24 protein-coding genes are annotated in these 21,993 nt (G+C 68.1%); 7 read left to right on the forward strand and 17 right to left on the reverse strand.

Annotation, left to right across the window (positions count from 1 at the left end; genetic code table 11):
- Positions 1-9: 9 nt before the first annotated feature.
- The 4 genes from ACFU7D_RS03695 to ACFU7D_RS03710 form a co-directional block, all read right to left on the reverse strand.
- Positions 10-2,334: an arylsulfatase gene (locus tag ACFU7D_RS03695; protein ID WP_378863468.1), complete on the reverse strand. Its 2,325-nt coding sequence runs from the start codon at positions 2,332-2,334 to the stop codon at positions 10-12.
- Positions 2,335-2,439: 105 nt separating this feature from the next.
- Positions 2,440-2,772: an ArsR/SmtB family transcription factor gene (locus ACFU7D_RS03700; RefSeq protein WP_378863471.1), complete on the reverse strand. Its 333-nt coding sequence runs from the start codon at positions 2,770-2,772 to the stop codon at positions 2,440-2,442.
- Positions 2,769-3,242, reverse strand: coding sequence for an SRPBCC domain-containing protein (locus ACFU7D_RS03705; protein ID WP_378863474.1), 474 nt, complete (start codon positions 3,240-3,242; stop codon positions 2,769-2,771). Before ACFU7D_RS03705 ends, ACFU7D_RS03700 begins: the two co-directional genes overlap by 4 nt.
- Before the next feature lie 27 nt (positions 3,243-3,269).
- Positions 3,270-4,484, reverse strand: a complete 1,215-nt coding sequence (locus tag ACFU7D_RS03710) for an MFS transporter (RefSeq protein ID WP_378863477.1) — start codon at positions 4,482-4,484, stop codon at positions 3,270-3,272.
- Between the two features lie 173 nt (positions 4,485-4,657).
- Here ACFU7D_RS03710 and ACFU7D_RS03715 point away from each other — a divergent pair, with 173 nt between their 5' ends.
- Positions 4,658-5,272, forward strand: a complete 615-nt coding sequence (locus ACFU7D_RS03715; RefSeq protein WP_378863480.1) for a DNA alkylation repair protein — start codon at positions 4,658-4,660, stop codon at positions 5,270-5,272.
- A 62-nt stretch (positions 5,273-5,334) separates the two neighbouring features.
- Here ACFU7D_RS03715 and ACFU7D_RS03720 read toward each other — a convergent pair whose 3' ends face one another.
- The 4 genes from ACFU7D_RS03720 to ACFU7D_RS03735 all read right to left on the reverse strand — a co-directional run bounded on the left by ACFU7D_RS03720 (position 5,335) and on the right by ACFU7D_RS03735 (position 7,707).
- Complete coding sequence (locus ACFU7D_RS03720) at positions 5,335-6,000, reverse strand: hypothetical protein (RefSeq protein WP_378863483.1); 666 nt, start codon at positions 5,998-6,000, stop codon at positions 5,335-5,337.
- A 40-nt stretch (positions 6,001-6,040) separates the two neighbouring features.
- On the reverse strand, positions 6,041-6,508 hold the full coding sequence (locus tag ACFU7D_RS03725) for a hypothetical protein (RefSeq protein WP_378863486.1): 468 nt from the start codon (positions 6,506-6,508) through the stop codon (positions 6,041-6,043).
- 121 nt (positions 6,509-6,629) lie between these two features.
- Entirely contained in the window at positions 6,630-7,088 is a 459-nt protein-coding gene (locus ACFU7D_RS03730) for an SRPBCC family protein (protein ID WP_378863489.1), read from the reverse strand.
- Position 7,089: 1 nt separating this feature from the next.
- Positions 7,090-7,707 (reverse strand): TetR/AcrR family transcriptional regulator, encoded by a 618-nt coding sequence (locus ACFU7D_RS03735; protein ID WP_378863491.1) that lies wholly within the window; start codon positions 7,705-7,707, stop codon positions 7,090-7,092.
- Between the two features lie 85 nt (positions 7,708-7,792).
- Between ACFU7D_RS03735 and ACFU7D_RS03740 the strand changes: the two genes are divergently transcribed.
- Positions 7,793-8,260, forward strand: coding sequence for an SRPBCC family protein (locus ACFU7D_RS03740; protein WP_378863493.1), 468 nt, complete (start codon positions 7,793-7,795; stop codon positions 8,258-8,260).
- An 86-nt stretch (positions 8,261-8,346) separates the two neighbouring features.
- Here the strand turns inward: ACFU7D_RS03740 and ACFU7D_RS03745 are convergent, their stop codons facing one another.
- Positions 8,347-8,997, reverse strand: coding sequence for a DUF6518 family protein (locus ACFU7D_RS03745; RefSeq protein ID WP_378863496.1), 651 nt, complete (start codon positions 8,995-8,997; stop codon positions 8,347-8,349).
- A gap of 100 nt (positions 8,998-9,097) precedes the next feature.
- Here ACFU7D_RS03745 and ACFU7D_RS03750 point away from each other — a divergent pair, with 100 nt between their 5' ends.
- Entirely contained in the window at positions 9,098-9,763 is a 666-nt protein-coding gene (locus tag ACFU7D_RS03750) for a nitroreductase (protein WP_378863499.1), read from the forward strand.
- A 103-nt stretch (positions 9,764-9,866) separates the two neighbouring features.
- Here the strand turns inward: ACFU7D_RS03750 and ACFU7D_RS03755 are convergent, their stop codons facing one another.
- From ACFU7D_RS03755 to ACFU7D_RS03775, 5 genes are all read right to left on the reverse strand, one after another.
- Positions 9,867-10,418 (reverse strand): VOC family protein, encoded by a 552-nt coding sequence (locus tag ACFU7D_RS03755; protein WP_378863502.1) that lies wholly within the window; start codon positions 10,416-10,418, stop codon positions 9,867-9,869.
- 81 nt (positions 10,419-10,499) lie between these two features.
- Entirely contained in the window at positions 10,500-11,168 is a 669-nt protein-coding gene (locus tag ACFU7D_RS03760; RefSeq protein ID WP_378863505.1) for a helix-turn-helix domain-containing protein, read from the reverse strand.
- 43 nt (positions 11,169-11,211) lie between these two features.
- Positions 11,212-12,285 carry a redox-regulated ATPase YchF gene (gene ychF, locus ACFU7D_RS03765; RefSeq protein WP_378863508.1) on the reverse strand — a complete coding sequence of 358 codons (1,074 nt, stop codon included), beginning with the start codon at positions 12,283-12,285 and terminating at the stop codon, positions 11,212-11,214.
- 94 nt (positions 12,286-12,379) lie between these two features.
- Positions 12,380-13,750: a permease prefix domain 1-containing protein gene (locus tag ACFU7D_RS03770; RefSeq protein ID WP_378863511.1), complete on the reverse strand. Its 1,371-nt coding sequence runs from the start codon at positions 13,748-13,750 to the stop codon at positions 12,380-12,382.
- The gene (locus ACFU7D_RS03775; protein ID WP_378732130.1) at positions 13,747-14,106 is read right to left on the reverse strand and encodes a PadR family transcriptional regulator; all 360 of its coding nucleotides are present in this window, start codon (positions 14,104-14,106) and stop codon (positions 13,747-13,749) included. Before ACFU7D_RS03775 ends, ACFU7D_RS03770 begins: the two co-directional genes overlap by 4 nt.
- Positions 14,107-14,237: 131 nt before the next feature.
- Here ACFU7D_RS03775 and ACFU7D_RS03780 point away from each other — a divergent pair, with 131 nt between their 5' ends.
- From ACFU7D_RS03780 to ACFU7D_RS03790, 3 genes are read left to right on the forward strand one after another with little or no spacing between them, the layout of a single operon-like run.
- On the forward strand, positions 14,238-14,756 hold the full coding sequence (locus tag ACFU7D_RS03780) for a PH domain-containing protein (RefSeq protein WP_378863514.1): 519 nt from the start codon (positions 14,238-14,240) through the stop codon (positions 14,754-14,756).
- The gene (locus ACFU7D_RS03785; RefSeq protein ID WP_378863517.1) at positions 14,753-16,354 is read left to right on the forward strand and encodes a PH domain-containing protein; all 1,602 of its coding nucleotides are present in this window, start codon (positions 14,753-14,755) and stop codon (positions 16,352-16,354) included. Before ACFU7D_RS03780 ends, ACFU7D_RS03785 begins: the two co-directional genes overlap by 4 nt.
- 40 nt (positions 16,355-16,394) lie before the next feature.
- Positions 16,395-16,802, forward strand: a complete 408-nt coding sequence (locus ACFU7D_RS03790) for a VOC family protein (protein ID WP_378732125.1) — start codon at positions 16,395-16,397, stop codon at positions 16,800-16,802.
- A 3-nt stretch (positions 16,803-16,805) separates the two neighbouring features.
- Here ACFU7D_RS03790 and ACFU7D_RS03795 read toward each other — a convergent pair whose 3' ends face one another.
- Complete coding sequence (locus ACFU7D_RS03795; protein ID WP_378863520.1) at positions 16,806-17,858, reverse strand: WD40/YVTN/BNR-like repeat-containing protein; 1,053 nt, start codon at positions 17,856-17,858, stop codon at positions 16,806-16,808.
- Between the two features lie 162 nt (positions 17,859-18,020).
- Between ACFU7D_RS03795 and ACFU7D_RS03800 the strand changes: the two genes are divergently transcribed.
- Positions 18,021-19,868 (forward strand): glycoside hydrolase family 3 protein, encoded by a 1,848-nt coding sequence (locus ACFU7D_RS03800; protein ID WP_378863522.1) that lies wholly within the window; start codon positions 18,021-18,023, stop codon positions 19,866-19,868.
- Between the two features lie 60 nt (positions 19,869-19,928).
- Here the strand turns inward: ACFU7D_RS03800 and ACFU7D_RS03805 are convergent, their stop codons facing one another.
- Together ACFU7D_RS03805 and ACFU7D_RS03810 are read right to left on the reverse strand one after the other, a co-directional pair.
- Positions 19,929-20,732, reverse strand: coding sequence for a M57 family metalloprotease (locus ACFU7D_RS03805; protein WP_378863525.1), 804 nt, complete (start codon positions 20,730-20,732; stop codon positions 19,929-19,931).
- A gap of 162 nt (positions 20,733-20,894) precedes the next feature.
- Entirely contained in the window at positions 20,895-21,983 is a 1,089-nt protein-coding gene (locus ACFU7D_RS03810; RefSeq protein WP_378863528.1) for an ABC transporter substrate-binding protein, read from the reverse strand.
- Between the last annotated feature and the right edge of the window lie 10 nt (positions 21,984-21,993).

The following is a 21,993-nucleotide window of genomic DNA, read 5'->3' on the forward strand; positions in this document are numbered from 1 at the left end:
TCGCCCTGCTCAGTCGCGGGCCAACGCCGCCAGAGCTTCGGTCTCGAGGTCGAGGTAGCTCTCGCCACTGACGTCGACGGCGACGCCGAGGATCTTTCCCCCGGTGAACGCGAACGGCGCCTTGTAGCTGCGGCTGACCGCATCGGCACTGTCGAAGCCGACGCAGAGGCCGTCGCCGCACAGGGTGAACTTGCCGATCTGGGCACGCATCTCCCCCGTGGCCACGATCTGGTCGTCGACGTACAGGTTGGTCGTACCGACCGACTCCTTGTTGGGACCGGCGCCTTCGCGGACGAACTCCATCCCCAGCGCGTGCGGTCCCGGGGTCAGCGGCTCGGAGACGAAGGTCTGCTCCGGCGGGATGCCGAGGAAGTTGTAGACGTAGTGCAGCTTGTTGTCCTTGATGAACAGCGCGTGGCCACCGAAGCGTGACCCGTGCGCGAAGATCACGCCTTCGGCACCTTCGCTGAGGTCAACGTCGGCGATGATCTTGTAGGAACGACCGCGTACGTTGACCGCAACGCCCTCCGGCACGGCCCCGCTGCCGGGGTAGTAGATGTAACGGTTGCGCGGCGGCTCGGCCTGGGGCCGCTCGACCGTGATCATCTCCAGCGCGGAACGGTCGTCGAGCGGAAGTCCGTGGTACTTCTCGGCCTCCTCGAACCAGGCCGCGACCAGCTCCTGCACCTTCTCCGGGTGCTGCTCGGCGAGGTCTTTCGACTCCGAACGGTCCTCGTCGACGTGGTAGAGCTCCCACCGGTCCTGATCGAAGTTGCCCTTCCCGGACAGCGGTGCGTGGGTGGCGGCAGCCTTCCAGCCGTCCTGCCAGATGCCTCGGGTGCCGAGCATCGTGTAGTACTGGCGCTTCTTCATGGTCGGCGCGTCGGCGCCGTCGAAGCTGTACGCCATCGAAACACCCGGCAACGGCTCCTGCTCCACCCCGCGGTAGACCTCCGGCATCTCGAGGCCGGCGAGGTCCAGGATGGTCGGCACGATGTCGGTGACGTGGTGGTACTGGTGCCGGATCTCGCCCTTGGCCCGGATACCGGCCGGCCAGTGGATGACCAACGGGTCACACGTGCCGCCGGAGTACTGGCTGTACCGCTTGAACATCTGGAACGGCGTGCTGAAGGCGGCCGCCCAACCGGTCGGGTAGTGGTTGTACGTCTCCGGCGAACCGAGCTGATCCAGCATCGCGAGGTTCTCGGCGAGCTCGTCGGGGTAGCCGTTGAAGAACTTGTTCTCGTTCACCGAGCCGGCGTCCGATCCCTCGCCCGAGGCGCCGTTGTCGGCGCAGTACATGACGATCGTGTTCTCCAGCTGGCCGGTCTCCTCCAGGTAGTCGATGACCCGGCCGACCTGGGCGTCGGTGTACTCGCTGAAGCCGGCGAAGACCTCGGCCATCCGGGCGAAGAGCCGCTTCTCATCGATGCTGAGATCGTCCCACGGCGTCACGTGGTCGGCCGGGTTGGCCTGGTCCTCGGCCACGGGGTTCCACGGGGTCAGGTCGGTGCCCTCGGGCAGGATGCCCTTCTCGATCATCCGGGCGAGCACCCACTCGCGGTAGGCGTCGTAGCCGTCGTCGAACTGGCCGGCGTACTTCGCGATGTACTCCTCGGGTGCGTGGTGCGGCGCGTGGTTGGCACCGGGGCAGAACCACATGTACCAGGGCTTCGACGGGTTGGACGCGTTCTGATCGCGCAGCATCTTGATCGCTCGGTCGGCGAGGTCCTTGGAGAGGTGATAGCCCTCCTCCGGCGTGTAGGGCTGCTCGATGTAGTGGTTGTCCTCGACCAGGTCGGGATACCAGTTGTTGGTCTCGCCACCGAGGAAGCCGTAGAACCTGTCGAAGCCCTGCTGCAGCGGCCACTGCTGGCGGCTGCCACCGGCGGAGTTGTCCTCCTCCGGGACGTTGTGGTTCTTGCCCAACCAGAACGTGCTGTAGCCGTTGTCCTGCAGGATGTGCCCGATCGTGGCGCACTCCTCAGGGATCCGGCCGGCCTGACCCGGGAACCCGTTGGTCGCCTCCATGATCGAGGCGACCCGGTTCGTGGTGTGGTTGCGGCCGGTCAGCAGAGAGGACCGCGTCGGCGAGCACAGCGCGGTGGTGTGCCACTGGGTGTAGGTCAGCCCGTTGTCGGCCAGACGCTGCAGCGTCGGCATGTTGACCCGTCCGCCGTACGGCGACCAGGTGGCCAGGCCGGTGTCGTCGTAGAGCACGACGAGCACGTTCGGCGCGCCTTCCTTCGCCGTCGGTAGCTCGTATGGGGACCAGTCCGGGACCGAGTCCCGGACGTCCAGGTTGATGACGCCGTTGAATTCCTTCTCAGCCATGACTCGTCCTCTGCTCAGCAGATCCGGGCACTTCCACCGTTGGCGCACGTGGCCGTCACTGCTTCACCCGGTTCGAGTGAGTCACGCACCGAGCCGCGGTAGGGCTCAGAGGTTCTCGACGATCTGCTTGATGGCAGCAAGGCGACGGTCCCACTCGACGCCGATGGCATCGAGGCGACGAGCCACGGTGCTGAGTCCGGAGCCGACGACTCGATACTGGACCTCGCGCCCGGCCTGGACCGTCTCCACGAGATCGACCTCGTGCAGGACGGCAAGGTGCTTGGCGATGGCTTGCCGGGTGATCGGCAGGCGCCGGGCGAGGGCGGACGCCGAGGCGTCGCCCTCGCCGAGGGCGGCAAGGATGCTCCATCGGCTCTCGTCGCCGAGTGCGCTGCACATGTCGACCACGGCCCGGTCCACGAGAGTGCCGTCGCTCATGAGCTCTGCTCGAGGAGGGCGACGAGCTTGTCGAGCTCTTCATCCCAGCCGCCGCGATGGTCCGCCATGAGTCCCGTCGGGTCGCTGGTGTGCTCGAAGCCCGTCTCCACGACGGTGAGCCGAGTGCCGCCGGGGGTCGGCTCCAGGGTGAAGCGGAAGACCGTGGAACGCTGTTCGTCGACCGTCTCGGGCAGCGGGCCCTCTTCGTTGCACCAGCGGTAGGAGACTTCCGAGGGAGGGTCGAAGGTGTCGACCCGGATCGGCACCCGGCGCTCACCCGGCCAGCCGATCGTGCCGACGGCACCGACGCCGGCACCGGTGAGAACGATCTGACCGAACCACTGCGAGATCAGCTCGGGCTCGGTGACGGTTCGCCAGACCTTCTCCCGGGGCGCGTTGATGTGGATCGTACGGCGCACGCTGAAGGTGTCGGCCTCGACTTCTGCCCGGGGGTTCTGCGTGTTCTCCATGATGGTTCCTTTCTCTCGGTATTGCGGTCACCGGACCGCGGCGGGTTCGGGTTCCGGTGCTCGTTCTGGTTGGGTCGAGGGTGCGGGCGCGGGGCGCAAGGAGCGGCTGGCGATCGCGGCGGCGACGGCGACGGCGGCGAGGATCGCGGCGACGAGAAGCGCTGCCGGGATGCCGCCGGCGGTGATCGCCTGCCCTCCGCCGAAGGCGCCGATCGCGTCACCGAGGTTTCCGGCGGACGCGGGCAGCGAGGCCGCGAGGATCGCACCGGGACCGGCGAGGTGTTCGACGCGGTGCTGCCACGGGGTGGTGATGCCGGCACTGAACATGCTGAGGCACAGCACTGCAAGAACCGCGACGGCGGTGCTCGTTCCCCAGAGGACCATCGCGACGAGTGCAGCCGAGGTGCCCACGGCACCGACGGTCAGGGCGCGTGCGGCACCGATGTCGGCGAACACTCCACCGGCGAACGACCCGAGTGCAGCCGCGATGCCGTAGCCCATCAGGCAGACTCCGATCCAAGGCCCCGAGACCCCGGCCACGCCACCCAGGAACGGGACGAGATAGGTCAGCGCCGCCGAGACGCCCGCAAACAGCAGCACGCCGACCGCGAGCACCGCGAGCACGTGCGGACCGAAGGCGAGCCGCAGCTGGGCGAGCATTCCGACGTCGCCGTCGGCAGGAACCCGCGGCACCACCAGCAACGCGATCAGGAGCGTGGCGGCGGATGCCAGGACGACGGCGAGGAACGACGCCCGCCAGCCGACGGATTCGCCGAGAAGCCGGCCCAACGGCATCCCCACCGCGCCGGAGACGGCGAACCCGGAGATCACGATGGCCATCGCCCGGCCGGCCCGTTCCGGCGGCACGACCGACGTCGCGGTCGTGATGGCGGCCGCGATGAACAGCCCCTCCACGGCGCCGATCGCGACCCGGGCGGCAACGAAGGCGTCCAAGCCGGCGCCGAGCGCCGGAAGCAGGTTGAGCCCGGTGAACGTCGCGAACGCGGCCAACAGCACCGGCAGCCGATCGAGGCGGGCGGTCAGGAACGTCAGAAGCGGACCGCCGATCGCGATCCCGAGTGCATTGGCCGAGACCAGCACGCCGACCGCCGGGACCGGGACGGCCAGGTCTTCGGCCATGAGGTCGAGCATGCCCATCACGAGCATCTCGGCAGACCCCATCACCAGCGTGCCCGTGAACAGTGCGCCCAGGGTGATCACGGCTCGCGAACGGCGCGTCATCGAACGACTCTGTCGAGAAGACATCTGTCCCCCTGTGGCTGTGCAACTCAATGGTTGCACTTAACTCTTGCAGACGCCGCCCGCAATAGCAACCCTAAGGTTGCATTACGTCTTTCGTGGGCGCACTCGATGTTCGCCATACGCCGTCCCCGAGGGTTCCTATGATCATGACCATGACCACTCCCCTCTCGACCGCAGCTCAGGTCGTCGAGGCCCTGCGCAACGCTGCCGACCCGAGCGAGGAAGCCAAGATCCGCAACCGCGTTGCCGAAAAGGAACCCGTGATCGGAGTGCGCATGGGCACCCTGTTCGACATCGCGAAGTCTGCTGTCGATCTGCCGAGAACGGAGCTCGATGCGCTGTTCGAGCATCCGGCGTACGAGACGCGCATGTCAGCGTTCTGCGTACTCGACTTCCGTGCTCGACGTAACCTCACGGACGACGAGCGTGCGGCCCTTGCACGCATCTATCTTGATCGGCACGACGCCATCACCACGTGGGACATGGTGGATCGTGCGGCCCCGAGGGTTCTCGGCTGGCCGATCCTCATCGAGGTCATCGACGACGTCGTGCTCGACGAACTCGCGGGCGCTGCCGATCCACTCCGACGCAGATCAGCGATCACGGCACCACTCTGGTTCATCAAGAAGGGATCTCCCGCAGATGTCGAACGCGGGCTCGAGATCGCCTCGTCCCTCGACGGCGACGACCACCCACGCGTCCGGTCCGCAGTCGAGATCTATCGAAAGCACGCGCTGCAACGGTTACGGAGCCAGAGCGGCGCTTAGCCGATCTGCTCGCTGCGTCATCGACGCAGCCTTCGGGAAGACGATCCCCGGACGGCACCAGTTCACTCGGGGCCGATGGAGTCGGACGCCTCGATCCGGTGTGCGTTTCGCACCGACACCGAACCGGCGTATCCCTCGATGAAGCCGACGACCACGTCGTACTCGTCGCCCGCGGTGGAGCGCAGGGTGAACGTCCAGGAGTTGTCGGCGGGGTGGTGTTCCTCCGCGCGGAGCGACAGGGCGTCCGGGTCCACGGTGTACGCCGTCGCGGCCGCGTCTCGGGCACGCTGGACCGCCGACTCGCGCGAGGCCGGCGTCCGCTCCTGTTGGCCGACCACCTCCATCACGTCGAGGAAGGCGCGGGTCACACCGTCGTACGACGCCTCCGAGACCGCCGTGGTCCGCGGCCCGATGCTCACCAGCAGCCCGATCTCGAGGGCGCCCGGACTGGCGCCCCAGCTGGTGTGCCATCGGTGCTGGTGCAGCGAGTAGTGCCGCCGCGCGTCGGCCCCGGCGTACAGGACGGGCTCCAGCGCCGCGAGGATCCGCCGCTCGTCGAGGACATCCCCGTCTCCCCCGCCATCCTGCTCCGGGACCGACAGGTCGAGCAGGTAGTGCCGATCCACCTGCTTGTCCGGGCTAGCCCGATAACCCACCTGGACCCGCACCGAGTCCACCCGCCCGAGCGTCAGCAGCGAACACGAGTCATCGACCGCACGGCTAGTCATCGCTCCAGAGTTCTCCTCACCGTCGCCCGGGTCAAGCACCTCAGCGCCCGGACCGTGCGCCGAGCGCTTCGCGAAGCTGCTTCGAGGCGGACCGAGGCGTAGCGCCCCCGCGCCAGATGGCGAGCAGCAGGTCCGCCCGTGGCCTGCCCGGCTCCGTCCATCTCGGCCCGAGCCCTACGTGGTGGAGCGCGTCGATCAGGTCATCGTCAGCTGCCGTGCGCGCTTCGGCCCAGGCCCGGGCGTACCCCTCATCGACCCGGTTCAAGATCGCCTCGCTCTCCACGATCGCAGGCGACACAGCGACCTCGACTCCAGACTCCTGCCGACGACGCAGGAACGCGATGAGGAAATAGACCAGGGCACCAGCCCAGCAGAAGACCAGCACCATCACGATGTCGAGGACGTCCAGGCCACTCATGCGTCCCCGGGCAGCGATACTGCGGCCGATCAGGACCAGCGCGACGATCGTCGGCACCCACCACAGCGCGACGAGCGCGACTGTCCACATCACCTCAACCTGACCAACCATCGCCGTTCCACTCCGTCAGCCGAGACCTCGGCCGAGACTAGCCCCGGCGCGCCGGCCGTCGACGACGAATACGGCAAACCGTCGGGGTGAACCAGAGCCGTCAGACATCAGGACCGGAGAGGGCAGCCCTCAGCCAAGCGTTCCGTCGCTCCAGCAGCGTCGTCATGTACCTCGTCAGCACGACAAGATTCACCAACCGCCCGATCGAACCGGCGGGCGCCTCGAACTCCACGACATCCGTCATCAAGGTGCCGCCGGCGGCCGGCTCGAACCGGTGCTCGTGCCACCACCGCCGGAACGGGCCGGACCGCTGCTCGTCGACGAACCGGTGCGGAGCGTCGTACTGGCTGATCACAGAGGTCATCGTGAACGGGATCCCGAAATGGCGAGCCCTCCAGGTCACCGAGTCTCCGCGACGCATCACACCGGAGGTGACTCCGGCGATGGCGCGCTCTCCCGAGTCGGACATCGACGACCGGTGCGCGTCCACGGACAGGCTCAGCTCGAAGCACCGCTCGGGCGTCGCCGAGATCTGCGTGGTGAGCACGATTCGGGGCACCTCATGATCCTAGGTTCCCAGCCGCCTCGGAACTCGATCCGATGACCTCCAGGACGAGCGCCTTGGCCCGCCCCAGCTCGTCGTCGTCCCCGAACAGCTCTCGCCGGGTATTGCCGGCCACCAGGAACGCATCGATCCGAAACGCGTCGTCGGTCGGATGTGCGGACCCCGCAGCCACCAACTCCGCCTCGAGCAGGTCCAGCCACTCTCGCTTCAGCGCACGCACCGACTCCGCTACCGGACCCACACGGTGGCCGTACTCGACCGAGGTGGCCGCGACGAAGCAGCCGCCAGGAAACACCTCCTGCAGGAGATAGTCGATCCATGAGTCCATCAGCGCGCGGAGCCGCGGCCGCCCCGGCTCCGCGTCCCAGGCGGGTGCTATCACGGTCTCGCGGTAGATGCGCCGGGCTTCGGCGACCGCGGCAACCTGGATCTGTTCCCGGTTGCCGAACACGGTGAGGATCCCGCTCTTGCTCAGCCCGGTCGCCTCGGCCAGGCCGCCCACGGTGATCGCGTCCAGCCCGTGAGTGGTCGCGATCTCGGCGGCCTTGCGCGCCGTACGTCGGCGGGTCACGTCGCCCCGGGCGCGACGCCCGTCGCGTGGAAGTGAGGTCACGACGAGGATTCTATGCGACCGACTGGACGCGGAGTTTAGAACTGGATATCTTTGCGACCGATCGGACGCCAAATGAGGAGGCCCCATGTACGCCGTGCCGACTTTGGAAGAGAGCATCGACATCGCGGCCCCACCAGCACGAGTCTGGGAAATGGTCAGCGACGTATGTCGGATGCACGAGTGGAGCCCGCAGGTGACCTCGACCCGCCTTCGCTCCGGCCATGAACGCGTCGGCCCGGGCGCGGAGTTCACCAACCGCAACCGCCACGGCGACCTCGAATGGACGACCCATGCCGAGATCACCCGATGGGTCCCGGATGAGGAACTGGCCTTTCGGATCGTCGAGAACTGGGTGACCTGGTCGTTCAGGCTCCAAGCCGTGGCCGGGAGTGGCACTCGACTCATCCAGCGGCGCGACGCCCCCGAAGGAATCTCTCAACTCTCCCGTGACCTGACCGACGGGTTCATGGGAGGGCAGGACGAGTTCACTGCGGCCATGCGCGCCGGGATGCGCGAGACCCTCGAACGGATCCGTGAGGCAGCAGGCGGCTGACATCGAGCCGAGCGTACGACCTCGGCCACCAGGTCAGACGGGGCCCCACCCGTCACAGGGAAGGCTTTACCCTCCCGCCATCGGCGCTATCCGAGGCTCGAGTACGCAAGGTTGAACGCGGCTGCGACAACCACCGTGCCACCGACCGCCACGATCAGCGGGACAGCTCCACGCAGTCCGCGCACCACGCTCCAGACGACGAGCGCCGCACCCAGGCCGATGATCACGATCCAGTAGACCGGGCTCGTCGTCTCCGACACCACCGTCAGCCCGTAGACGCCCTCGCCGACGCCGATGCCCGCGAGCAGCGCGGTGCCGAGTGCCCTACGGAGCCCCTCAGCGCGCAGCCAGCACGCAGCGACACCGACGAACGGCCCCACGACGACGCCGATGAGAGAGAACATCAGCGGGTCGTAGTAGAGGCCCCGCGCGGTGGCGATGACCGCGTACCCCACGGTGAGAAGCACGAAGCTGACCGCACCCAGGACCGCGGCCAGCCGCCACCGCACCTTCGTGATCACGATCAGGATCGCGGTGATCAACGTCCAGCCGCTCGCGGAGTTCGCGAAGGAGCTGAGCTCGTCAGGCAGCAGTCCCTGCGCAAAGGAGGTCACCCCTCCGAGAGCGAAGCTCCCGACGGCCACGAAGAGTGAGGCGACAAGCGCGGCACGCAGCCCAGCAGCACCCGCCTGCATCGAAGCGGCATCCTCGCCGGCGTACTGAATGTCGCGATCCACGTCGCGATGGTAACCATGGCGCGCGCAACCCTGAGGGATGCGAACGGTGAATGGAAGTTCATTCACCGATCAGCTCCCGGATGCGTGAAGATCGTTGGTCGTGGACGTATTCGAAGCAGTCGATACCCGCCGCGCCGTACGAGCGTTCAGCGACAAGCCCGTGCCGCGGGAGTCCATCGAACGGGTCCTCGATGCGGCGACCCGAGCCCCTTCCAGCGGGAACCTGCAGCCCTGGCACCTGTATGTGGTCGCCGGCGAACCGCTGGCCGGCCTCAAGCAGCGAGCTTCTGCCAGGGCGGCGGCCGGCGATCCCGGCGACGATCGCCAGTATCCGATGTATCCGGACCCACTCACCGCTCCGTACAGCGACCGGTTCACCGCTGCTGCCGCTCAGCGTTACCAGGCTCTGGGGATCGAGCGCGACGATCCCGATCGGCCCCGGAAGATCGCCGGCCTGAACACCCACGCATTCGGTGCGCCCGTCGTCATGTTCTGCTACATCGAGCCTTCCATGGGCCCCGGGCAGTGGGCCGACGTCGGCATGTACCTGCAGACCGTCATGCTGCTGCTGAGGGCGGAAGGTCTCCACAGCTGCCCTCAGGTGATGTGGACGATGTTCCACAGGAGCGTTCGAGAAGCGGTGCGCACCGCGGCCGATCGCATTCTCCTCTGCGGACTCTCCGTCGGGTTCGAAGACGATTCCGTCCCACGCCTGCGCACCGACCGCGCACCGATGCAGGAGACCGTGACCATGGTCGGAATCTGATCATCGGCCATGGCGCCAGACCACAGATCGGCATGCGGCTACACGTTGAAGCGGAACTCCACCACGTTGCGGCACGGAACAACCTATGGCCGATCGGTCCGGGTCAGCGCTGCGAGCTCTTCGGGTCGCGCAAGGCAGTCATCGCTTCCAGCAACGTGTCGTGGATATAGGCGAGCTCGGGCGACTCCTCGCCCCATCCCTCATCGGTGCCCTCGACCGCCCGCTCGTCCTCACCGTCCTGGGCTTCCCAGACCGCATCCCCGTGCTGATCACCGTGCTGCCAGATCCACCACAGGTTCGCACTCGCGTCCTGTACGCGGGCGAACTGGGTGCCGAAGAAGTCGGTCGGCTTCGTGACCAAACGCGCCCCACGCGCGAGGGCGCGCTCGAGCACCGCGTCGAGGTCATCGACGTAGACCTGGAGCATGCTCGGCGTGAAAGGCCAGCTCGGTTTGCGCTCGGCGAGCATGATGGTGGTCGTGCCGACGCGCACCTCGGCCTGCAGCAGGAGCCCGTCCTCATCGATGGTGCGGGCCTCTGTGCGCTCCTCGCCATCAAAGACCTCGATCACGAACCGGGTCAGCTCAACGGCGTCTGCCGTGATGATGAACGGGTTGACCGTGGCATAGCCCTCGGGGGCGGCGGGTGCGGACATCGTGTGCTCCTGTACTGGTGGTGGATGCGATGTCCTCAGTCCATCACTGAGCGAAGATCACTGTATTGAACAATTCCGCCATCATCGACCGGACAGCACCTGGGCCGGCGTTTGGCCGTGGAAGACTCTCAGAGAACGAATCAGGTGAGCCTGGTCCGCGAAGCCGCAGCGTGCGGCGCACTCGGTCGGCGGCACGCCCTGCATCAGCAGAGCAAATGCCTCACGCGCCCGGGACAGTTGCTGGATCTGCTTCCGCGTAAGCCCTGTCGCGGCGCGGACCCGGCGCTGCCGGTGCCGCTCCGAGTAACCCGCATCGTCGCCCGAGAGCACCCGTCGAACACCGTCGTCGCAGCGAAGGACGTCGAGTTCCAGAAGTCGATCGGTGAACGCCTCGAGGTGCGCGAACTCCGGGAACGGCACGGCATGCCGCCCAAGTGTGACGTGCCCGGCTTCGACAACGAGCTGCTGCTCCCCGCCGAGCAGGAGCTGTTTGCTCACTCCAGGAAGGACGACATGAGCCTTCAGCTGAATGCCCCAGCTGTGCTCCCCGATCTTGGATCGGACCCAGCGGTGGCCAAGGGTCGGACCAGCAAGTCCAGCGCGTAGCTCTCCGTCTGGCGCACGGGTGAACCATAGATCCCAGTACTCCACCGCCGAGACGAGGTAGCGCTCGTCCTGCGTCGCCCGGGCTTGCCACACGCACTCCAGTACTGGCGATTCGGGATGATGCTCTTCGTACATGCGCTCCATCCGCCGTACGTCCCCTCTGAGCACATTCGCTTCCGCCAGATGTTCAGTTCGAGAAGCGGAACTCCACCACGTCGCCGTCGGCCATGACGTAGTCCTTGCCCTCCATGCGCGCTTTGCCGAGTTCGCGGGCCTTGGCCACGGAGCCGGCGGAGATGAGGTCGTCGTAGGAGACGATCTCGGCCTTGATGAAGCCCTTCTGGAAGTCGGTGTGGATGACACCGGCGGCCTCGGGGGCGGTGGCGCCCTGGGGGATCTCCCACGCACGGACCTCCTTGGGCCCGGCGGTGAGGTAGGTCTGCAGGCCGAGGGTGTCGAAGCCGACGCGGGCCAGGATGTCCAGGCCGGGCTCCTCGACGCCGGCGTCGGCCAGGAACTCGCGGGCCTCGTCCTCGTCGAGCTCGACCAGCTCGGACTCGAACTTCGCGTCCAGGAAGATCGCCTCGGCGGGGGCGACGAGCTCGCGCATCGAGTCCTTGAGCGCCTCGTCGGCGAGCTCGTCGGAGTCGCAGTTGAAGACGAAGATGTAGGGCTTCGCGGTGAGCAGCATCAGGTCGCGGATCAGGGCGCGGTCGATCTTCGTGGCGATGATCGGGGTGCCGGCCTCGAGGGCGTCCTTGGCCTCGACCACGGCGGCGAGGTTGGCCTTGAGGTCCGGCTGCTTGCGCGACTCCTTCTCCAGCCGCGGGATCGCCTTCTCGACCGTCTCCAGGTCGGCGAGGATCAGCTCGGTCTGGATCGTGGAGATGTCGTTGGCGGGCTCGACCTTGCCGTCGACGTGGGTGACGTCGTCGTCGCGGAAAACCCGGGTGACCTGGCAGATCGCGTCGGACTCACGGATGTGGGAGAGGAACTTGTTGCCCAGGCCCTCACCCTGCGAAGCGCCGCGCACGATGCCGGCGATGTCGACGAACTGCACGGTGGCCGGCAGCAGCTTCTGAGACTCGTAGATCTTCGCCAGCTCGGCCAGCCTCTCGTCGGGAACCCCGACGACACCGACGTTGGGCTCGATGGTGGCGAACGGGTAGTTCGCCGCGAGTACGTCGTTCTTGGTCAGAGCGTTGAAGAGGGTCGACTTGCCCGCGTTGGGAAGTCCCACGATGCCGATGGTGAGTGCCACGATCGACAATCCTAGAGTCGTACGCCGACCACGACCGAAACGCCGGACAGGGCTGAGGCGCGCCAGGCAGACTCGGGATGTGAGCCCTGGCAGGTCAGGCGAAGGAGAAGATGAGCGGGAAGGCCACGACCACGACCGCCGCCCACAGGCCGTAGACCGGCAGGTAGCGGGTCTGCCAGCGCTCCACGTCGTGGAACGTGCCGGTGCGACGTACGAATCCCAGGGTGAGCCACCCGGTCCAGGCCAAATGTGCCAGCAGGATCAGGTTGAGGCCGAGGGCCGCGGTCTTGTTGGCGGTCCAGCCGAACTCCGCGATCCGGGTCAGCATCGCGGACAGCGCGATCGCGTCGACCGCGAGCGCGGCCACGACCAGACCGAGCTGGAGCCAGTCGAAGACGCCGGCCGGTTCCATCGGGTTGTGGGCGGAGATGGAGTAGAGGAGCAGGGCCACGACCAGGATCAGGACCGCGTCCATCAGGATGAGCAGGTTGCGGTCGACCGCGTCGAAGGAGTCACCGAGGACCATCACCGCGAACATCGCCACCAGCATCACCAGCGCCAGCGGGGTGAAGACCTTGGTGAGCACCGGCGCGATGTTCTCCACGACGTTCATCTTCACCTCGACCAGCCAGGCGGCGACCATGATCGCGCCGGGGATGCCGAAGGGCAGGATCCAGTTCTCCAGGTAGGGCTCGAGGTCGAAGCCGGCCAGGTTCCACACCCCGACACTGAGCCCGATCAGCACGCCGGCGCCGGCTGTGATGAGGGCCAGATACATCGCCAGCTCACCGGTGAACCTCACGAAGTCCATCCGGCGGCCGTGAGAGCGCCAGTCGCCGCCGGCGTACGCCACCGCGGTGAGCAGCCACAGCACCACTGGCGTGTGGATCACCACGAGCACGGCGGTCATGCCCGGGTCCTCGCCGCCACCGCCGGCCCACGGGATCATCTCGAACGGATAGAGGTTGACCACGAGCAGGAGCCCGGCCGCCACCGCCGTGAGCACCGCGGCGACCCGCCACGGCACCCTCCGCTTGTACGCCAGCCAGCCCGCCACCGCCGGGACCAGCACAAACGCCACGTTGCGGATGAGCGCGAACTCGTCCAGGGACTCGATCAGGATCTTGAGCACGACACCGGCGAGCAACGCCACCCCGATGACCAGGCCGAGGTCGCGCCAGCGCGACCCGACGACACCGGCCCCCGGCTCCGGGATCAGCACCAGCTGGCGCCACAGCCGCTCGGAGTGCTCGCGGGCGAACTCGCGCGAGACGTCGTCGAGGTTGCCCATCCGCTTGACCGCGACCAGGAACGCCTCGTCCTCTTCCAGGCCACCGGCAGCCAGATCGGCGATCTGGTTGCGGAGGTGGTCCTCCATCTCCACGATGTCGTCGGTGGTCATCGCCGGCCGGCGAGCCACGAAGCCGCGCCACTGGTCGATCTGCGCCTCCAGATCCACACTCATGCCAACCCCTCCGCGACCGGGGGCGTGCCGAAGCTGCGCCACACGTTGTCCAGGGTGTCGGCGACCACCTGCCACTGCCGCTGCCGCTCGGCGAACGCCTGCCGGCCGGTGTCGGTGATCGCGTAGTGCTTGCGCCGGCGGCCGGTCTCCGACCGGCCCCAGCTCGCCTCGACGTGGCCGAGTCGCTCCAGGCGGTGCAGCAATGGGTAGAGCATCCCGTCGGTCCACTCCATCCTGCCTCCGGAGAGCTCTGCGACCCGTTTGCCGATGGCATAGCCGTACGACTCGCCCTCGGACAGGATCCCGAGCACGAGCGGGGTCGCCGAGGCGGCGACCAGATCCTTGTCGATGCGCATGCGCACCTCCCTCACATACCTAGTTCTTCTAGGCATGAACCCTAGCTGTTCTAGGGGTGTGCTGGCGCCGTCTGCACCGAATCTCCACATATCCGACGGTAAAGACCACCCACCCAATAGGCTCGCCAACCGTGAGCGACCCCGAGGCACCACACCGACTGCGCGAACCCGCCCATCAGGTCTCCGAGCAGGCGCCGGCCTACTGGCGTACGGCCGAGGCGATCGGCGCGGTGATCTGGCTGGCACTGGCCGTCGGTGCCGCGGTCGCGGCGATCATGGTCCCGGGGGGCTTCTGGACCTGGATCCTCTGGCTCGTCGCCGTGTTCTTCGTCCTGGCGCCGGTGCCGGGGCTGACGTTCGTGCCCTCGATCCGGTTCCGGATCCATCGGTGGGAGGTGACCGACATCGCCGTCCACGTACGTCACGGGTGGCTCACCGTCGTCGACGAGATCGTGCCGCTCTCCCGGGTACAGACGGTCGACTCGACGCAGGGGCCGCTGATGCGGCGGTTCGGGCTGCGTACGGTCAAGGTCTCCACGGCCTCCTCGGCGGGCACCGTCCAGATCGCCTGCCTCGACGATGCGCTCGCTCTCGAGGTCGTCGCGAAGCTGGTCGCGATCACCGCCGCGACGCCTGAGGACGCGACGTGAGCACACCAGAGGTCCCTGACGTACCTGATGTTCCTGATGTTCCCGAGGTCTCCGACGCGCCCGTCGTTCCGGACGCGGAGTGGCAGCGGCTGGCCGGCTGGACGGCCGTCGTCAGCCCGCTCTCGACGCTGCGCCAGGCGATCATCCCGGCGGCGATCGCTGCCTTCGGTGCCGGACAGGCCAACCCCTTCATCGGCCTGATGATCGCCGCCGGCATCGCCGTGGTCGCGGCCCTGGCCGGCATGGTCCCGTGGCTGACCACGAGCTACCGGGTGACGCCGACGCACCTGGAGGTACGCAAGGGTCTGCTCAACCGCACCACCCTGACCGCCCGGCTCGACCGGGTGCGCAGCGTCGACCTGAACTCGACCCTCATCCACCGCGCGCTCGGGGTCACCAAGGTCAACGTCGGCACCGGGGTCGACGAGGGCCAGATCACCCTCGACTCGCTGACCAAGGACGCCGCCGCACGGTTGCGGCGCGAGCTCCTGCACTCGGCCCCCGCGCCCTCGGCGGCCGAGGTGCCCCCAGCTGCCGGACCCTCGCCATGGATCGACCCCGTCGAGGCCACCTCCGAAGGTGAGGTCGTCGCCAGGCTCGACTGGTCCTGGATCAGGTACGCCCCGCTCAACCTCAAGAACCTCGCGATCGCGGTCGGCGGTCTGGGCGCGGTCTTCGGCGCCTTCTCCGACCTCATCCCGTGGGAGTCCTTTGGGGTCCGGGTCACCAACGGCGAGGTCAACGGCGTCCCGGTCGAGGAGGTCGTGCGCACGCTGTACATCGCCGTGCCGATCGCGATCGTCGGGGCGGCCGCGGTGTGGGCGATCGGGTCGTGCGTCGGCTACGCGGTGCGTTGGTGGGACCTCCAGGTGGTGCGCGAGCAGGGCCGGGAAGGCACCACCCTGCGCCGCAGCTTCGGCCTGACCAGCACCCGCGCGACGACGGTGGAAGAGGCGAAGGTACGCGGCGCCACCTCCACCGTCGGCCCACTGATCGGCCTCGCCGGCGGCGCCGACCTCAACCTGCTGACGACCGGGCTCGACGACAACTCTCCGGCGGTCCTGCCGACGGCCCCGGAGCAGGTCGTCTCCGAGGTCGGCACCGACATCCTCGGCGAGGACGCGTTCTCTGCGGCGCTCACCGGCCACGGGCCGCGGCCACGCCGGCGCTACTGGTTCCGAGCCGTCGTCGCCACCGTCGTGTGGACGCTCGTCGCGCTCGTCCCGACCGTGCTGATCGGCGTCTTCGGCGACACCTGGATCTGGTGGATCCCCCTCGCCGTGCTGGTGCTGGCACTCGTTCTCGGGCTGCTCGGTGCCGAGCTGCGCCACCGCCACCTCGGCCACGCGCTCACCGACCGCTACCTGGTGGTCCGATCCGGCTCCTACACCGCCGTGCGTACCGCCCTGCAGACCGACGGCATCATCGGCTGGCGGGTGAGGCAGACCTACTTCGACCGCCGCGTCGGCCTGGCCCAGGTCACCGCGATGACCGCGGCCGGCCAGGAGCACGTCGACATCCCGGACGTGCCGCTCGAGACGGCCGTCGCGCTCGCGGCGGCGGCCACGCCGCGTACGGTCTCGGAGTTCATCGAATAACCCGTTCCACTTCGGACGGGATTCGGTGGATGATCCGGCCATGACCATCCAGATCCGACACCTCACCTTCGACTGCGCCGATCCCCGCAAGCTCGGGGAGTTCTGGTCGGCCGTCACCGGCTGGCACCTCTTCTACGACGAGGACCCCGAGGTGATCGTCGCCCGCAGCTTTCCGTCGAAGGAGCTGATGTTCCTCTTCGTCCCGGTGCCGGAGGCGAAGTCGGCGAAGAACCGGGTCCACATCGACATCAAGCCCGAGGACACCACCCGCGACGAGCTGGTCGAGCGGGCGCTCTCGCTCGGCGCGACCGTCTTCGGTGATCACCGCAAGGAGGACGGGACGGGCTTCGTCGCGCTCCGCGACCCCGAGGGCAACGAGTTCTGCATCGAGCGCGGCGAGCACGAGATGACCTCGAGCGGACCGATGACGATCGGGCTCACCATCTGACCGTCAACGGGCGAGCACCCCGACCCGCCCACCCGCACCGGCGGCCCAGCAGCTGCCCGTGACGCAGTCGACGGTGTGGAATCGGGTCTGGGTGGCTCCGAACGGCTTCCAGGAGCGGCCGTTGTCGTGGCTGATGTCGCTGCCGTTGGGGCCGACCGCGATTGCGGTCCGGCCACCGACCCAGGCCACCGCCTCGCGGTATCCGCCCAGGTCAGAGCTGGAGTTGGTCCAGGTGCGGCCACCGTCGGTGGAGTACGCCGCGCGGTCGACGCCGTCGTCCTCGAGGCCGAAGTCGCCACCGACCGCGATCCCCTGGCGAGGGTTGCGGAAGCCGAGCCCGAAGACGCCGGCGGCCTCGCCGGTCGCGATCGTGGAGTCGGCAGCCGACCAGGAACGGCCGCCGTCATGGGTGGCGTAGATCTTGGCGGCGGCGCCACCACCACCGATCCAGGCGTCGCGCGCCCCGGCGGTGACCAGGCAGGTCCCGCTGGCCGAGTAGCCGAACTCGCCCGGCGCCTCCAGGCCGCGCGTGTCCGCGATCGTCCAGGTGTCGCCACCGTCGGAGGTCGTGATGATGCGCCACTCGCCGTCGACCGGGTCGCTCATCGCGATCCCACGCCTGCCGCCGGGCCAGAAGTCGACGCAGTTGTAGAACGCGGTCGGCTCCGCGGACCGGAACGTCTCGGTCCAGGATGCTCCGCCGTCGGTCGTCTTGTAGATCCGGCTCGCCTCGCCCTCGCCGATGGAGAGCACCACCGCCTCGCTCGCCGAGCGTGCTTCCACGTCGCGGAAGAGCAGCCCCTCGGATCCCGGTGGCGAGACCTCGTCCCAGGTCCGGCCGCCATCGGTCGTACGGAACACTCCCCCGCCGTCCCCACCGACCCACGCGGTCCTGGCGTCGACGGCGTCCAGGGCCCGGAACCCCTGCGTCGTATCGACGTTCACGGACGTCCAGTCGGGAGCACCCCCTGGCGGCACAGCCTGCGCCGCCGGCGCGAACGTGAGGGTGGTGAGGGCGAGAGTGGCCGCCGCTGCGGCTCCGACAACGATGCGCACGAAGGATCACCCTGGCCCGGTGACGCCGTTCTGTCCACCGATCGGGCGAAAATCGTCCGCCGGTGATTGCGCGGACTCGGCAATTTTCTTCCGTGACCGGTTGGTAGCCCCTAAAGTGAGTCGCCGTGCCGCATGGCAGCGGCGCAGATTGCGGAGGTTGTCATGAGCAGTACGACACTGACCAGACGCGGAAGGTTGGCGGCTGCGGGACTCGCGGCCGCGGTGGCGGTTGCGATGCCGTACGCGGCAACGCACGCCGCGGAGCCGGATCCGCCCGCGACGGCCGCCGCCAAGAAGCCGACGCAGCACGGCAAGATCGTCTCGCTGATGCGCCACATGTCGCTGCAGCAGAAGGTCGGCCAGCTCTTCGTGATCGAGGTCTACGGACGCGACGCCAACAACGTCAGCGACACGGCGAAGGCCGGCAACCAGAAGCTCTACGGGGTGGACACCCCGGCCCAGGCGATCGCCAAGTACCAGCCCGGCGGCGTCATCTACTTCACCACCCGCGGCCCCGACAACATCGGTGACGCGGCCCAGGTGGCAACGCTCTCCAACGGTCTCCAGCGCGCCGCGCTGCAGCAGCGACCCAAGATCCCGCTCAACATCGCGGTCGACCAGGAGGGCGGCGCGCTCGTGGCCCGCTTCGGTCCGGCCAGCGGCGCCACCCAGATGCCCGGTCAGATGGCGCTGGGCGCCGACGGCTCGACCGAGGACGCAGCCCGGTCGGCCGAGGTGATCGGCACCGAGCTGGCCGCCGTCGGGGTCACCCAGGACTACGCGCCCGTCGCCGACGTCAACCTCAACCCCAACAACCCGGTCATCGGGATCCGCAGCGCCGGGGCCGACTCCGCCGCGGTCTCCGACATCGTCGCCGCCGAGGTCGGTGGGTTCGACGACGGCGGCCTCTCCTCGATCGCCAAGCACTTCCCCGGCCACGGCGACACCGGCACCGACAGCCACTACGGCCTGCCCGAGGTGACCCACAGCCGCGAGGAGCTCGAGGCGATCGACCTGCCGCCCTTCGAGGCCGCGATCGACGCCGGGATCGACGCGATCATGACGGCCCACGTGACCGTGCCCGCGATCGACCCGAGCGGCGAGCCGGCCACCATGTCGGAACCGATTCTCACCGGTCTGCTCCGCGAGGAGATGGGCTTCGACGGCCTGATCGTGACCGACGCCCTCGACATGCAGGGCGCGAGCGCCACCTACCCGCCCGACGTCGCCCCGGTCGAGGCGTTCCTCGCCGGCGCCGACCAGCTGCTCATCCCGCCGCAGATGGACACGGCGTACGCCGCGGTCCTCGACGCCGTCAAGGACGGCACCATCTCGCGCAAGCGGCTCGACGAGTCGGTCTACCGGATCCTGAAGCACAAGCTCGACAACAAGATCTTCGAGAGCCCGTACGTCGACCCGGCCGCCGCTCCGGCGGTCTTCAGCAACCCGGCGCACAAGGCCGACGCCCAGGCGATCTCCGATCGCACCACCACGCTGGTGAAGAACGACGACGGCCTGCTGCCGCTGGCGACCGGGGCGAAGAACGTCCTGGTCGCGGGCTGGGGCGTGGACACGACGGCGGGCATCGCCGCCGGGCTCCAGAAACGCGGCGCGACGACCCAGGTGCTGCAGTCGGGCACCGCTCCGACCGACGCGCAGATCGACGCCGCCGTCCAAGCCGCCGCGGGCAAGGACCTGGTCGTGGTGCCGACCAACAACGCCTGGCAGATCAACCCGGCGACCGGCCAGCCGACCCCGGCGGCCGTCGCCCAGACCAAGCTGGTCAAGGCGCTGCTCGCCACCGACGTCCCGGTGATCGTGACCGCGATGCGCAACCCCTACGACGTCACGTCCTTCCCCGAGGCCGCGACGGTCCTCGACACCTACGGCTACACCTCCCACCAGCTCGAGTCGCTGGTGCGGGTGCTCTACGGCGAGGTCAACCCGAGCGGCAAGCTGCCGGTCGAGATCCCCGACCTCTACCCACTGGGCCACGGACTGTCCTACTAGCAACCACACGAAGGCGGCCCTCCCGGAATCCGGGAGGGCCGTCTTCGTGCTGCTGGTGGGTCAGGAGCCGTACAGCGCCCGGATCCCGGCCGCGTCGGAGGCCTGGAACTCCAGGTCCTCCGAACCGCCGTTGCACTGCGGGTAGTGCATGATCGAGGAGGAGTCGTACGGGGTCAGCGCACGCCAGTTGTTGTCCTCGAAGCAGGTCGCCGCCTCCGGACGGGTGTGCTCGTGGCGGAACCCGAGGGCGTGACCGAGCTCGTGGCCGAGGATGTCACCCGGCTCCCAGTTGCCCGACGAGAAGATCGAGTCGTCGATGAGCACGTTCCGCGAGCGCTTCGAGGTCGAGGGGAAGAACGCCCGCGCGATGTACTGCGAGGTGCTGACCGGCTCGACCGAGAAGAGCACGTTGGAGTTGCGGGTGTTGCACGAGCCGTCCTGGGCGGGGACGTAGGTGAACTCGACCGCCGAGCTCGCCGCCTCCCACAGGCCGGCACCCTGGTCCATCGCCGAGACGATGCCGGCCTTGTCGGTGCCGAACTTGTTCGAGACACAGTAGGTCAGGTTGAGCGCCTGGGAGGCCGACCACTTGTCGTCCTTCCCGCTGACGGTGTTGACGATGAGACCGTCCTTGGGAATGTGCTTCGGCGTCGAGACCATCGACTCGTAGAACTTGTGCAGGTCACCCTGGTTGGACACGACCTCGTCGCCGTTGACGACGTACTGACCGTCGACGTCGACGTACGTGGATGCCTCGAACTCCTGGTAGCTCGGTGCCTCCTCGGCAGATGCGGGAACCATCGACGCAGTCAGCGCCGCGGCACCCGCAGCCGCGGCGATCATCATGGGAATACGAACTCGCATAGCTCTTCCTCCTGGATTCGTGAACGACCGCCGGCGATTGACGCCGGCGGCCACAGGAGATTCAAGCGTTGCGACTGGGGATGGACTATAGAAACTTCGGTGAAATTCCCGATGAACGGGCAAAACTTTCGAGACGAATTCCTGCGTTTGCCGTCAGGGTCCTCACGGAGCGGGCCAGATCACCTTGTCGCCGTCGTCGACGACGGCCTCGGCGAAGGACGTGTCGAACCAGGAGGCGGCCTGCTCGGGCGTGACCTGCTGCCCGGCGTACGCCGTCACGACCCCGGCCAGCGCCGCGACGTTGTCGGGGTCGACCGAGCCGAACCTGCCCGGGAGCGGGTTGTCGGAGGCGACCTTCACCTCGGTGCGCCAGATCGCCGTCTCGTGCTTCTCGTCGGACTCGGCGCCGGCCAGGTCGTGCTGGTAGCCGATGCACTCCTCGACGTGGTCGGCGCCGGCGCAGTAGGCGTAGCCCTTGAAGACGGCGCGCAGGAAGTCCTGGACCGCGGTCGGGTGCTTCTTCGCCCACGCGGGGTTGACGGAGTAGGCGCCCAGCGAGCCCGGTACGTCGAAGTCGGTCGGCTCCCAGACGGTGACCTTCTCCCCGGCCGCCTTGAGCTGGTTGGGCTCGTTGGAGACGAACCCGACCAGCGCGTCGACCTGGCCGCGGGGCAGGACGCCCGGGTCATAGCCGACCTTGACCTGCTTCACCTTCGTCATGTCCACACCGGCCTCCGCGAGCATCGCCTGCACGCCGACCGGCACCCAGCCCTTGTGGCCGAGGGTCTTGCCCTCGAGCTGCTTGAGGTCGGTGATGCCGGTGCCGGTCATCAGCACATCGAGGCCGGCGTTGGAGTAGGACGAGACGCCCAGCACCTTCAGGCCACTGGCGTTGGAGGTCATGATGTCCTGCTCGGAGAGCGGTCCGACCTGCACCTTCCCGGCCGCGATCAGCTTGGCGTTCTGGGAGACGTCGCCCGAGCCCGGCTGGAGCTCGACGTCGAGGCAGAGATCGTCGAAGTAGCCGAGCCGGTCTGCGGCGATGGCCTCCATGATCGAGGCCGACGCCTGCCAGTAGTAGCCCGACATGTAGGTGATCTTCCCGGCCTCCTGGTTCTGCTCGCAGCGCTCGGCCGAGACCGCGCTCCCCTGCTCACCGGCGGAGTCCGCCGAGGACCCGCAGGCGGTCAGCGCACCCATCAGGACGACCGCCGACATGAGGGCAGCAGCGATCGGACGTACGCGAGACATGAAGGGCTCC

It is taken from the genome of Nocardioides sp. NPDC057577 (assembly GCF_042801335.1).
Lineage (GTDB): Bacteria > Actinomycetota > Actinomycetes > Propionibacteriales > Nocardioidaceae > Nocardioides.